A 13,524-nucleotide genomic window follows, 5' to 3' on the forward strand; every position below is an offset into this window, starting at 1 on the left:
AAAATACCTCATATCTGATTCTCCTATATCCTGTTTTCTAGAGTGTAGCTTCATGTAGGAAACTTTGCAACAGAACCTTCAACTGCATATATGGCTGGTAGAATAATTTTTCTTTTCCTCATTTCTGTAATAAGAGCTTCTACTAAAAGATGTCCTTGATCTGTTTTCATTGCCATAGGGAGAAGCCAACGTGCTAACTCTCGATATTCTTTTAAAGTAAATGTCCGAAATCCTAATGTATTTCTGATTTTACTCAAATGTTCTCGCCGAGTTGCATCACGTCCACGTGCATAGTTCTCTATAGCTGAAGGTAAAATTCTTAATTGTTTTGCAATCGTATGTACAATAAAATCTGGTACTTTTTCATTTGCAGATAATGGTCTCCCAGGAAAGCGTAAGTAAGCAATTTGTATGGCAAAACCTAATCGATTGGCAGCACCGCGTTGTTTATTTATAATTTGCAATTCTTCATCAGATATTGTGTAATAGCGCAGAATTTCTCTCTCGTCCATATGCTCAGGAACTTCATAAAAGTATTCCCTTTGTTCTGCAGTAAGAAGCTCTCTCGTTTTCAACTTCCCATTTCCCTTCGTAAATTATTTATTTAGAATGCAAATATTCCCTTATAATTTTAATTTTTAAAAATTTCACTCACTTCTATAATAATAATCAAATTTAGCAATTACCACAAAAAACACAAAAACGTTTACAAAGGTATACCTTTATAAACGGTAGGTCTATATCTATGAAACATTGGAATATCAAGTTTATAAAGGTGAATTGAATTGTTTTATAAACGTTTATTTTTAATTAATACCTTTATAAACGAAAATGGTATAATGGCCGTAACAAATGTAAGGAGAATACCAAACATGGCGAATATTTATGGATATATACGTGTAAGTACAAAAGATCAAAATGAACAACGTCAATTACATAAAATGATGGAACGAGGTGTGGAAGCTCGACGTATTTTTGTCGATAAAGCAAGTGGACGACATTTCGATCGTCCTCAGTATCAATTATTACGAAAAATATTGAGTACAGGTGATATTGTTTACATAGATGCTTTAGATCGTATGGGGCGTAATTATGATGAAGTAATTACGGAGTGGAAATACATAACAAGAGAATTACAAGCAGATATTGTGGTTTTAGAAAATGAAACGCTGTTTGATAGTCGTAAATTCCGTGAGATGGGTGACATGGGACGATTAATGGAAGATCAATTTTTATCTTTGCTTTCCTATGTTGCAGATCAAGAACGAAAAAAAATTCATCAGAGACAAGCGGAAGGGATTGCGATAGCTAAATCTCAAGGAAAACATTTAGGGCGTCCTCAATTTAACCTCTCATCATTAAGTCAAAAACAGCTATATATAATAGAAGAAACTTATCCGAAGTGGAAAAATAGAAAAATAACAGCCGTTCAATTTATGGAACTGTTAGAACTTAAGAAAAATACTTTTTATAAGATACTGAAAGAGTATGAAGAGAACAAATTACAAACTAAATAAAGAGTATGAGCCGAATGTTCCTTAGAGTAGGAAATTTGGCTCATTTTATATCAAAATTTGCTTAGCGTATATTTTAACGAAGGTAGGTGATGTAGTAGATAATCGCGATAAAGCATCCGATAATCATCAACCTAAGATACCTAACACAAGTATAATGGGAGTTTTCAAACCAACACAAACACTCATTACCAATCCGACATCTGTATGTGTACCATAATGCATAAACAATGTTTTGATTTTCCCAACTTACATTTTCCACCATGAAGAAATAGGAATTACTAACTTTCCACTTAATGAAACAGTTTCACCAATTTTAGGAGTGATTAAGTTCACATCTGTTTTTTTTGCCTCTATTAATGCTCGTTCTACAGGTTCTGTCCAACCATGATAAGCAAGGGTAAAGGCTCCCCAATGAATTAACATCATATTCTTCCCATTTACATCTAAATGAGCCTGTACAGCTTCTTCTGGTGTCATATGGACCCAAGACCAGCGTCTATCATATTGACCGCCTTCAATTAAAGTGATATCAAAAGGTCCGTATTTTTTTCCAATTTCCTTAAAATGTGCACCATAACCACCATCTCCGCTAGTATAGAAACGTGTATGTTTTCCAAGAACGACCCAACCACCCCATAAGGTTGTATCTCGATTTAATATCCCTCTTCCAGAGAAATGTTTGGATGGAGTCAATACAATAGTAGAACCTTGGAACTCTGTTTCATCCCACCAATTTAGTTCTGTAATTTTTTCTTTTGCAACTCCCCATCGAATCAAGTGGGCACTTACACCGTGAGGAACGAAGAAATGACCGACCTTACTCTTTAGCTTTATTATGGATGGATAATCTAAGTGATCATAATGATCATGTGTAATAAGGACAGCATCAATAGGCGGCATTTCATTAATAATATCCAACACATCTGCACTATAGCGTTTGCTACCTGCAAAAGAAACAGGTGAAGCAATTGAACCTAGCATGGGATCTACGAGTATCTTGTTATTATCGATACTAAGTAAAAAAGCAGAATGCCCAAACCAAGTTAAACTATCTTCCTCACCTTTGATTTTGTTCCAGTCAATCTGAGAAAGAGGAATATTTCTAACTGGATTGCGATCTTTACCACTTGAAATAGAATCCTTAATCATAGAGAAAATATCAGATGCACTCATGTTTCTCTTTGTTGGCATTTGATTGACAAATTTCCCATTAACATAATTATTCATTTTTTTATATACTTCTTTTTGTTCTTTACTTGGGTTTCCGCCAAATGCGGGATGTAAGTTTAACAACAATGAAACTGTAATACATACTACACCTAAAAATATGAATATATTAATCATTTTTTTCTTCATGAATTCCCTTCCTATTGAGGTAGTGAAAAAGGTATTAGGTATTAGCTATTCGACACCTTCAAATTCCTGAAAGCTCGTTTCATCATATGAATTCGAAGTTAACAAAGAAATATTGACTTCGCGCAGCCACTGAAATGGTAACTGTATATATTCTGACAAATCTATTCGGCCACTTGTTTAAAAAACAAAATTCTCGTATGCAAGAAATCCACTTACAACATCATTACCACCTAAAGAGGAAGATAATGGAGCTAGGTAGTCACCTATTTAATCAATTTAAAGGAAAAGGTTCAACCCATAATCTTGTTTAAAACGGATATCCGCCTGTTGGCGGCGGCCAAGCACTAAATAATCTGCGAATCAGTACAATTTCTCCTAAATGGTAGGAGTTGTGAGATGCGATATTGCGTAGCACACCACCTGGAGTTTCACCAGGCCAGCTCTCTAATGGGGTGTCCAATTGAACAGTTTGGGCAATCGTGCAGGCCTGTTCAATCCCCTGAAGAAAATACTGAATCGTCTGTTTCCACTCTTCCTCACTGCCAGGACATTCTTCTTCAGGCCAGCTCTCTCTTACATGGGCAGGCAGTGCAGGTTTTTTATCCTGAGCGGCTGATAAGAGAAAATCTTGCCAATAGGTCATGTGTTTCACTAATTGATAAATAGAATAAGGCAGTTCCTCTCTGTGTTTTCCCGCAAGAGCCATGTCTATATCCGACAAAGCATTCTTGATGGGCAGATGCCCTCGTTCTCCCCTTAACGATTTTACTAATGCCGCGCTAAACGCTTTATTTGATTGCTCCATAATAATCGACTCACATCCTGTTTTATTTTCTAATTTGCTCATTTTATTGTTCCGTTTCTTTTATGAACATTACGAGAAAAAATATCAAGAATCATCGGCTTCTTAACGTACAGTTTTTTTGTGCGTATCAAGCCTATAGCCTTTTTCTTATGTGATAGATAAAAGAAAAAGGCTATAGGCTTAAATTATTCTACTATTTGAAATGGCTTTGTTTGAGTTACTTTCATCATTTTCATACGAGCAAATCGCTCATCTAAATTGTTTTCAAGTACCCATTCATGATGTGTTTCTGCAACCATCGGCTTATTATCAACAGAAATACCTTCCCATTCAAAATCTACGGAAACATGTATTGTATTATCCACATTTTCTGTAACTGATAAATTTTTCGGATAATGTCCGCTTTCTTTCACTTGACTCGGCGCGGTTGATAACCATTCGTTAAATCCTTTTAATGTATCGATTTTAGAACCTGTACCTAAATTCAACTCAAATTGTTCTGCTAGTAGTTCTTTGAATTTGTCACCGTTCACAGATGCTGTTTCCATTAAATATAACCAATAATGCATAAATGATTTTGCTCTATTGTCTGCATAGGCAGATGTAAATTCTGGATTTTCTACAGTACCGATTGGCTCTAAATGGACCTTAGTAAAAAGAGGCAAGTCGTTCTCTCTAAGTTTCAGGATTGTTGAATAATGAATTCTATAGCTGTATCTACTATCATCTGGGCGTATATTTTGATAAAGAATATCTGCTTCTAATGAAAGTTCCTCATCGTTCAACTGTTTGATTGATGCGTTTTCAACATGATGCGCATTTTGCCATCCTTCAAACATTCTTAATTTATCTACTAAACCCATTTTACCTTTCGTCGTTATAGCTTGCGATGAAATTTCGACTTCATCCGCTAAAATATCTAACTGATTATCAATACGTGCTTTGTTAAACGGGACTTCATATACTTGATACCAACGATAGTATTGTATTAATGCTAAATGATTATTTTGAATGTCTGTAAATTTCCCCATGTTTTTTACGCTCCTTTAGGATTTGAATTGATTATGATTTAAAACTTCAAATTGGGTACACTAAATTATTTTCTTATTCTTGCCACATGCGGAAAAATCGGGTCTCTTAATTGAAACTCATACGTTTCTCCATTCACAATACCAACAACCTTTTCGCTATCATACAGATTTAACATAAATCCAGCCATTTCTTTTGCAGTATGAAATTTAGGAATTGCACCTTCATATTGGAAGTCATCTACATCCAAAGAACGTTTAGCAAATCCCGTTTCAGTTGCAGAAGGAGCTAAAACTTTCACTTGCATGGCCGCTCCTGTTTCTTTCAATTCTTGTGCTAAACCTTCTGTAAAGGCACTTACATAGAACTTTGACGCGGAGTAGGTCACAGAACCGGCAAGGATCAGGTATCCGCCTCCTGATGAAATATTGATGAGTTGCGTTCCTTCAATCTCTGCATAGTCTCGTACATAAAGAGTAGATAGAATAGTTAAGGCATCTATATTCAAGTGAAGCATCGTCTCGACTTTGTTTAAATTTTGTTCCCCCACAGAAGCATAGTTCCCAAAACCGGCATTGTTGATCCAGGTTTCAATCTGATAATTACGAAGACTTTCGTAAAATTCATAAACGTCCGCTGTAACAGATAAATCAACAGTTCGAATAACAACATCCAAGTCTGCGTTCATTTCTGCCACTTTTAATCTTAACTTTTCCAATTCTTCCGTTCTGCGAGCTGCTAGAATTAAGTTTTTTCCGCGAGCCGCAAAAGCAAGAGCCGTTTCATACCCAATTCCTGAACTAGCACCCGTAATAACTGTATATTTCATATAAATTCCTCCTAGATTTTATTTAATGGATTTTATTGTAAAAGAACTATAAATTGATGATTAATCTTAATATCGATTACCAATCGTGCCACCAATTGGTGCAATCGTATTTAAATATGCTAACTCTTCTTTTGTTAAAGTAACTTCAAGAGCTGCCACATTTTGTTCCAAATATTTCACTCGCTTTGTACCCGGAATTGGTACGATTTCTTCGCCTTGTGTAACAACCCAAGCAAGTGCCAATTGTGCAGGCGTACATTCTTTCTTTTGCGCAAGCTGTTTAATTCCTTCGACAATTTTCATATTAGAAGCAAACGCTTCTTCTGAAAAACGTGGATTATAATATCTCCAATCATCAGGTGTTAATTGATCACGACTTGTTATATTACCCGTTAAAAATCCACGACCAAGTGGGCTATACGGAACAAATCCAACACCTAATTCACGACAAGCCTGTAAAATATCTTTCTCTGGTTCGCGAGACCAAAGAGAATATTCAGTTTGAACAGCTGAAATAGGATGAATTGCATGAGCCGTTTTTAATTGCTCACCTGTTACTTCAGATAATCCGATATAACGTACTTTTCCTTCTTGCACTAACTTTGCCATCGCTCCTACCGTTTCTTCAATTGGTGTATTTGGATCAACGCGATGTAAATAATATAAGTCGATGTAGTCTGTTCCTAATCTTCTTAAACTTGATTCACATGCTTCCTTCACATATTGAGGAGAACCGTTGTATCCTAAGTGTTGCATTTCATTTCGCATCGCTCCAAACTTCGTTGCAATTGTCACATCATGCCGAACGCCCTGTAACGCTTTCCCTACGAGTTTTTCATTTGTTCCCATTCCTTCCTCATCATACCCATAAATATCCGCTGTATCGAACATTGTAATTCCAAGTTCAACAGCACGATGAATGGTTTTTATCGCCTCTGTCTTATCTATTTGACCGTAAAATGCAGACATTCCCATACACCCTAATCCAATTTCTGCTACTTCTAAACCTTGTGAACCGAGTTGCTTCTTTTTCATAAGTTCTCCTTCTTTCAAAAAGATGATGTAAAAAGAGAATAACATACACCAAAAAATAAGTAAACTATTTTTGTTTTTTTAGTTCAATTAGTTTAATTTGTATAAATCCATAAACTAACTTATAATAAAATGAATGCAAGGAGGGTTGTTATGTTAAATAATAATATTGATAATCAAGCAGAAATGAGAAAAAAGCTCATTTCTAAATTATTACCGATTGTAAAAAAACAAGGTATAAGCCCGTTACGAACAGATGATATTGCTCGTTATATGGATATTAGCAAGGCAACTATGTACAAATATTTCTCATCAAAAGATGATATTATCCAATATATCGTCAAGATTTATGCCGAATATATTACTAGTATTGATCAAACCATTTTTGAAGAAACAGTCCCGTTCGGCGAGCGGTTTCAAAAAACATTTGAGCAATCATTACTCATTGCTTTTTATATATCTGATACCTTTATATTAGATTTAAAACATAGTGCTCCTGTACTATATGAGCAAATCATACAAGCTCAAAACGAACGAAATCATAAATTAAAAAAATTCTATGAAGAACATATAAAAAAAGAAGTGTTCAACGCTATAAACCCTGTACTCATCCTTATTCAAGACGATGTACTACTGCGGAAGCTCTTTGAACCTACAATCTTAATTCAAAACAATATGACTTTATATCAAGCACTGTTTGATTATTACGTTCTTAAAAAGCAACAAATCATTCATCATAAATATAAGGACGAGATAGATGATTCGAAAATGGAATCCACAATACAGTACATTGTTCAAAAAGTATCGAATTATATATAGACAAGATACCAACTGACACTTTTATCGCATCCATTTCTTTTAACATGTAAAGGCCATATTGGAAGCTATCAAGCTAATACAACAAAATATCCCCTAAAATGGAAAAAACGCTATTCTTTCTATAGAATCATAAGAAAGAATAGCGTTTTTGTATGTTAATTTCTGTATTTGATGAATTACAATTATTTGCTCAGGAAACTCAAGGTTTTTCATCTCTAAATGCTTTACGGAATCTTGCGAGAGATACGGGTTTGGTGAAATGAAACAGCCAACAATTAAGTGACTCCTACTACCCAAATGCTACTAATATGAGAGCATTGCTCTCATTGCCAAAACGATGTTTTACACCTTTAGGGATAGTTATCATAGACCCTTCAGGAATTATCACACTTTCAATCTCCGTCTCAAGTACAAAACTCCCTTGAAATGCAATAATCATTTCTTCTGCTGACTCATGAACTTCATAAGGATATTCTTTTTCCTTTAGATTAATAAGTATAAAACTTCCTTTATTTATTTCTTTTAATATATGATCTTTATCAACTTCTAATGAGTTACCTAATTCTTTTAAATTTACTATGTTCATAATATCACTCTTTTTATACGAGTTCATTTTGTATGATTTCAATGTTTTTCTCATGGCATTCTTTAGTAAAAGTTGATTGATAACTCATTTGTTTCCCTAGTTGGTCGATTAATTGACTATCACCAATTTTTACAGATTTAATGAGTTGGTTTAAATATTCGCGAGCTAATTCTATCCTTTTATTCATTTCATCTCTATTTTCTGTTGATTGCCCATGACCAGGTACAAGTACACTAATAAAATGGTTCTTCAAAATGTTTTCAGCCTTCATTAGAGTGTTTAGATAGGCTTTAGCACTATCAAACAAATAAGGTAACTCAAAATCAGATAAATAGTCTCCAGTAATCCATATGCCTTGTGGCTCAATTATTGCAAATAGTCCATCATGAGTATGACCAGGTGAAAGGTAAAAAGTAATTAATGTATTACCTATTTTAAGTTGTTGCCCATCTTCTTTAATAACTATATCAATAGTTGGAAATTTAATTGGATATGGTCTATCGATGTAATACTCACTATCAAAGTTATTAATTAAACCGAGTTTATACTGCTTATTTGGATGGTCTAACATTCCTATACTTCCTATTACTTTTGCATCTGGAAATGCCCCATATCCGATAATATGATCAAAATCACCGTGCGTAAATAACAAATATAGTTCTTTTCCATCTCGGATTTGTTCTACATATGATTTAATTTCATTTATTTCATGTGGTAGCCATGTTGGATCTGTTATTAATATAAAATCATCAGCCTCAAACACATTACTTGTAGTCTTCCATAAGGAACTTTGATAAACAGTTAAATTATTTTTCTTAAATTGTATCATAACTATCCTCCAACTTTATTTTCCCTTAAGAATAAAAAAAGCCCGGAAAATATCATCTTATTGATATCTCCCGGGCTTTTATCCCTCCGTGTATACAGTAAAGTTTACCGTACGTTTTCTCTCGGACCTGACCAATTAGAAAGTAAAATTGCGGAACCCTAGAAAACTTATTAAATATTTATTATTTTGAATAACTATACTTGAAAAATAAAATAAAATCAATAGAGTATAGGAATAAATATGAAATATCCATATACATAGTTAAGTTTCACAACTGTAATGGGATGTTATTATTGTATACCGTATACATGTGAAATTCACATAACATTATCAGCAGTAATCAAATTCCAGAAAGTCACTCACACCAAGAGTTTGTCAGCCTTCCGTTTTCTCAACTGTATGCAGGATTTCATACATCCCTGTCACAGCAGCATTCGGCAGTTCAAACTCTTCTCGTGCCTGCATGAAATCCTGCATATCCTTAGCGTACGATATTCGCGTTTTGTCAGCAGAATCCCGTATAGTGAACTTATAAATTTATCTTAACTTAATAGCAATGAAATTGATCAGATAAATTATTTTTATGCTTGTTGTCTTGTTTGTGCCAGTACAACTTCTCGAATATTTACACTTTGAGGTTGATTAAATACAAAGTAAATTGTTTCTGCAACTGTGTTTGGATTTAGACCACCTTGAATAGACTCTTTCCATTCTGTGTAACTCTCTTTAATTTGCTCGTCAGATGTATGTGATAATAACTCCGTCTCAACCACACCTGGCGCAATTGTTATAACACGTACGTTATACTTCGAAACCTCTTCACGAACATTTTCGCTTATTGAATGAACTGCGAATTTCGTCCCCACATATGCTGCATGATCAGCGAATGTTTTCTTTCCAGCAATAGAACTTACATTAATAATAGTTCCTGTTTGGCGCTCAATCATAGAAGGCAATACTGCTTGCATTCCATTTAACACACCTAACACATTCACATCATACATTTCTTTCCATTCACTAGGATTTTGTTTAACAATATCCCCCAATAACATACGCCCAGCATTATTTACAATTGCTTCAACTGGTCCAAATTTGTCTTCAGCTTCCATAAGAACTTTATTTAAAGCCTCTCTATCTGTTACATCCACACTTGCCTTCATTATATGATCACCTGTAAATTGTTCTAACAAATGTGCACGACGTGCTATAACTAAAACATTATAACCGTTTTCTATAAACTTCTTTGCTGTTGCCTCACCAATACCTGATGAAGCACCTGTAATTGCAATAAAACCTGTTTTCATTTTGATTTTCACTCCTTCTTTGATTTCTAAGTAAAATCAGTTTACAATTGAAGCTACTTGAGGTAAAGTAGGCACCTCGTTGTCCTTTAGTAACCTTGAGGTACTTATTTAAGGGGGACAACGAATTGAATCAAAAAAAATATTTAAATGAGTTTGATGCAACGATGCAAATCATTCAAGGAAAATGGAAAATAATGATTTTGTATGAACTATATGAAAACCCTCTCAAACGATTTGGAGAGCTTCAGAGATATATTGAGGATATTTCACATAAAACACTATCCAGACAATTAAGAGAACTAGAAAAGGATGGACTAATTATAAAAACTGTCTATCCAGAAGTTCCTCCCCGAGTAGAATATTCCCTAACAAAAAAAGGATTATCCCTTATTCCTTTACTCGATATGATTTGTGAATGGGGAATTACTCATGTAAAGAGGGAACATTTAGAACGTGTGTTATGTGAGTATGAAGAGGAGTAAATAAACAACCGATTCCTTAACGTACAGGCAATCGGTTAATTTGTGTCTAAAATGTGTCTAAACGTACAATTTTCTTTTTTTGATATGGTGACCCCTACGAAACAAAATATTAATTACTTAAATGAATTGAGCTCTAAGCTATATAACCTAAATGTTTCGCTTTCGGAACTTGATGAAATTGAAGCAAGTAAGGAAGCGTTAATTGACAGCTTTGAAAAGCAACTTTTAGGTATTGATAATGAAATTTTTAGATTAAAGAAAATGAAGGGTTGTTTCCAAACTTATAAAAAGAGCCATTCTTTAATCGTGGCGTATAAAAAAGCTGAAAATAAAATGGCATTTAAACAAGAACATTATCATGAATTTAAACAGTATGATGTTGCAAAACGTGATATGAACTATCTGAAAAAGAATTATGATATAACTGATGAAGCTGAATTGCATTATAAGTTGTCATTAATGACAAAAGAACGAAATTTACTTTATGGAAGTTTAGGAAAAGAAAAAGAAGTGGAAAAACAAGAGCAACGAAGACAGCAGCAACCACGTAAAAAAGAAAATGAAAAATAAAAAACTAGGTTCTGGTGCAAAAATTTGAAAAAGGACACGAATAATAGTAAATTCCTAACGGAATCGTATTTTATGCTATAAATCCAAACACTTGGTGAATGAACTTTTTTGGTTTTGGACAGACTGATTCGGTAAATTAATCTGTCTCTTTTTTATCATATGCATGGCTTCAACACCACTCAATATAGAGGTTGCTGTTTTAAATGACTTGAATTCCAACATAGAACGCACACGTTTCTTAATAAAATGATGATCTTGTTCCACTATATTATTGAGATATCTAACTTGTCTTAGTTGTATGCCTTCAGGCATATGTTTCTCTCCCTTTAACTCTTGAATCGCTAGAGGATAGGCAGGTTTCTTATCTACTGTTATCACGAGGTTTAGTAACATACGAAAAAGCCAAGGATTTCTTGAAAAAGCGCTTGGTTGCTTGTTTATCTCTTGATTTACTTAGATAAAAATTAATTGTATTCCCCTCTGAATCAACTGCACGATATAAGTACATCCATTGACCTTTTACTTTAATATAGGTTTCATCGACTCTCTACGAATCATTTGTTGATTTAAGATGATGTCATACTTTCTCTTCTAGTTGGGGTCCATATTGATGAACCCAGCGCATAATGGTTGTGTGAGCAATTGATAATCCTTCTATTTAAACAAATTTTCCTTTTTCATACTGATCATGCCCCTTTTTTAAAGGCATACTATCAGTATGTCCAAGATTAGGAGATTACTTGCAAGAGTTTTGGAATTTTGCACCAGAACCTTGTTATCATGAAACGATTGATCATTTGATGGATTCAATCTATCAATTTATAGAATCTATTGATAAAAATCCTGATGCAATCCTCAGTCGTATTCAACGTGCAGACATGTCGATTTTTTAAAGAGGACTTATATAGACATACAAAAACGCCATCCTTTCCTATGATTCTACAGAAAGAATAGCGTATTTTTTCATTTTAGGGGGTATTTTGTTTTGTTAGCTTGATAGCGATGTGACGATACCCCATAAAGAAAAAATCGATTTCCTTTTACAATAAGGATTCGACTTTTTTATTTAGCTTGTTAAGCTAACGTACCATGTTAACTTAAGTACATTTATTCACGTTTTATATAGGCAGAAGGGGAGCTTTATTTGATTCTTATAGTTAATCCATCTATAGAGTACAACATCAATATCACCCCAACTATACATATTATCCAAGATAGTGCTTTATTTGTATTAGCTGATATTTTCTTTCGAAGATTGACCAATTTTGAATTTATACGACTTCCATATAATTTATATCCTAATAAGATAAATAAAGCTGGTAATATCATAATAAAATTATATGCAGCTATAATTGAAAGCTTATTATAAAATGGTATATTAGTTGTCGATAACATACCAATAGCAGCAAGGTACGGTAACGCTATACCTGCTTCAATTAAAAAAGTAACAATCCCAATAATTATTATTGAGAATATACCTTGAGTTTTAGGCTTTGGAATATTATTTTTTTTATTTATAGGGATAAAGTAGCTACCTACAAATAAAATTGCCCCTATAATAAAAAGAACCCTTCTATTTTGAAAAGCGTTTGAGAATACATCAGTAATATAATCTAAGCCTAAGATCATTATGATACCTAATGAAAAATACAATATCATAACTGTAATTAGATACGATGATAATCTTGTTATTAGATTTTCATTATCTGTTAAAATAAGATATAGTGTAACACCAATTATTGTGGGGCTTAATGTATCTAATAGAGCTAGGCCACCTAAATAAATTAATATATCTGTCCCCAAAAGAAAAAGTCCTCCTTAGTATAATTCCGTTTCAAATATAATAATGTTAATCAATTTCCTCACCATTATTAATTACTTTATCTTTCCATTAACTGTAATTCTTATTACGAAACTGTACAATACAAGTTTCACCTATGTTCTCTTAATCTGCTCGCTAGATTAAGTACATTTTTTTCAATTTCTTCTTTATCTTAACATAAATATCCGTTTTCTATTTAGGAAAAATCCCATAAACGACCATTTTTGTTACAACATTGGTTTCAAGAAGCGTTAGCCTTTATTTAGCTAATTTAGTTGTAACAAAATACTGTATCAAAAATAATTCGTAACATTATTTGCAACAATCCTTTTTGTTACGCTATAAACCTTGATATAAAGGGATTTATTTTCTTTAGCGTGGGTTTTATGTTAGTACGTTGGCTGTACCCCATGTTCTAACGAAAAATTGATAAGAACTACATATACATCTTTGGCTAGAACACATACTATCTAAATGAATAAATTAATAGAAAGGAGGGAATACCATGGCTTGCATAAATAAAAACTGTTTTGATATCTGTATA

13 protein-coding genes, 3 pseudogenes and 1 riboswitch are annotated in these 13,524 nt (G+C 33.5%); of the genes and pseudogenes, 5 read left to right on the forward strand and 11 right to left on the reverse strand.

Annotation, left to right across the window (positions count from 1 at the left end):
• Positions 1-77: 77 nt before the first annotated feature.
• Positions 78-575, reverse strand: a pseudogene (locus tag PLX19_RS25315) (DUF4158 domain-containing protein); the annotation flags it as partial.
• 297 nt (positions 576-872) lie between these two features.
• Between PLX19_RS25315 and PLX19_RS25320 the strand changes: the two are divergent.
• Complete coding sequence (locus PLX19_RS25320) at positions 873-1,517, forward strand: recombinase family protein (RefSeq protein ID WP_272191694.1); 645 nt, start codon at positions 873-875, stop codon at positions 1,515-1,517.
• A 246-nt stretch (positions 1,518-1,763) separates the two neighbouring features.
• Here PLX19_RS25320 and PLX19_RS25325 read toward each other — a convergent pair whose 3' ends face one another.
• From PLX19_RS25325 to PLX19_RS25345, 5 genes are all read right to left on the reverse strand, one after another.
• Complete coding sequence (locus PLX19_RS25325) at positions 1,764-2,861, reverse strand: MBL fold metallo-hydrolase (RefSeq protein ID WP_272191707.1); 1,098 nt, start codon at positions 2,859-2,861, stop codon at positions 1,764-1,766.
• A 319-nt stretch (positions 2,862-3,180) separates the two neighbouring features.
• A complete protein-coding gene (locus PLX19_RS25330) occupies positions 3,181-3,678 on the reverse strand; it encodes a DinB family protein (protein WP_272191708.1) in 498 nt (165 codons plus the stop codon).
• 185 nt (positions 3,679-3,863) lie between these two features.
• Positions 3,864-4,709, reverse strand: a complete 846-nt coding sequence (locus tag PLX19_RS25335) for a hypothetical protein (RefSeq protein WP_272191695.1) — start codon at positions 4,707-4,709, stop codon at positions 3,864-3,866.
• Positions 4,710-4,774: 65 nt separating this feature from the next.
• Positions 4,775-5,536 (reverse strand): SDR family NAD(P)-dependent oxidoreductase, encoded by a 762-nt coding sequence (locus tag PLX19_RS25340; RefSeq protein ID WP_272191696.1) that lies wholly within the window; start codon positions 5,534-5,536, stop codon positions 4,775-4,777.
• A gap of 66 nt (positions 5,537-5,602) precedes the next feature.
• Positions 5,603-6,571: an aldo/keto reductase gene (locus tag PLX19_RS25345; RefSeq protein WP_272191697.1), complete on the reverse strand. Its 969-nt coding sequence runs from the start codon at positions 6,569-6,571 to the stop codon at positions 5,603-5,605.
• A 150-nt stretch (positions 6,572-6,721) separates the two neighbouring features.
• Here PLX19_RS25345 and PLX19_RS25350 point away from each other — a divergent pair, with 150 nt between their 5' ends.
• Complete coding sequence (locus PLX19_RS25350) at positions 6,722-7,387, forward strand: TetR/AcrR family transcriptional regulator (RefSeq protein WP_272191698.1); 666 nt, start codon at positions 6,722-6,724, stop codon at positions 7,385-7,387.
• Positions 7,388-7,676: 289 nt separating this feature from the next.
• Here PLX19_RS25350 and PLX19_RS25355 read toward each other — a convergent pair whose 3' ends face one another.
• The 3 genes from PLX19_RS25355 to PLX19_RS25365 form a co-directional block, all read right to left on the reverse strand.
• Positions 7,677-7,973: a cupin domain-containing protein gene (locus PLX19_RS25355; RefSeq protein WP_272191699.1), complete on the reverse strand. Its 297-nt coding sequence runs from the start codon at positions 7,971-7,973 to the stop codon at positions 7,677-7,679.
• Between the two features lie 13 nt (positions 7,974-7,986).
• A complete protein-coding gene (locus tag PLX19_RS25360) occupies positions 7,987-8,802 on the reverse strand; it encodes an MBL fold metallo-hydrolase (RefSeq protein WP_272191700.1) in 816 nt (271 codons plus the stop codon).
• A 65-nt stretch (positions 8,803-8,867) separates the two neighbouring features.
• A riboswitch (guanidine-I (ykkC/yxkD leader) is annotated at positions 8,868-8,975 on the reverse strand.
• A 408-nt stretch (positions 8,976-9,383) separates the two neighbouring features.
• Entirely contained in the window at positions 9,384-10,106 is a 723-nt protein-coding gene (locus PLX19_RS25365; protein WP_272191701.1) for an SDR family oxidoreductase, read from the reverse strand.
• Between the two features lie 125 nt (positions 10,107-10,231).
• Here PLX19_RS25365 and PLX19_RS25370 point away from each other — a divergent pair, with 125 nt between their 5' ends.
• Entirely contained in the window at positions 10,232-10,588 is a 357-nt protein-coding gene (locus PLX19_RS25370; protein WP_272191703.1) for a winged helix-turn-helix transcriptional regulator, read from the forward strand.
• 96 nt (positions 10,589-10,684) lie between these two features.
• Positions 10,685-11,158: pseudogene (locus tag PLX19_RS25375) on the forward strand (relaxase/mobilization nuclease domain-containing protein); the annotation flags it as partial.
• Positions 11,159-11,228: 70 nt separating this feature from the next.
• Here the strand turns inward: PLX19_RS25375 and PLX19_RS25380 are convergent.
• A pseudogene (locus PLX19_RS25380) lies at positions 11,229-11,810 on the reverse strand (IS6 family transposase); the annotation flags it as partial.
• Between the two features lie 88 nt (positions 11,811-11,898).
• Between PLX19_RS25380 and PLX19_RS25385 the strand changes: the two are divergent.
• A complete protein-coding gene (locus PLX19_RS25385) occupies positions 11,899-12,051 on the forward strand; it encodes a hypothetical protein (RefSeq protein WP_272191704.1) in 153 nt (50 codons plus the stop codon).
• Between the two features lie 247 nt (positions 12,052-12,298).
• On the opposite strand, the gene PLX19_RS25390 is transcribed toward PLX19_RS25385, so the two are convergent.
• On the reverse strand, positions 12,299-12,961 hold the full coding sequence (locus PLX19_RS25390; protein ID WP_272191705.1) for a GAP family protein: 663 nt from the start codon (positions 12,959-12,961) through the stop codon (positions 12,299-12,301).
• Positions 12,962-13,524 lie beyond the last annotated feature (563 nt).

The sequence above is a fragment of the Bacillus sp. BP-3 genome (assembly GCF_028401955.1).
Taxonomy (GTDB): domain Bacteria; phylum Bacillota; class Bacilli; order Bacillales; family Bacillaceae_G; genus Bacillus_A.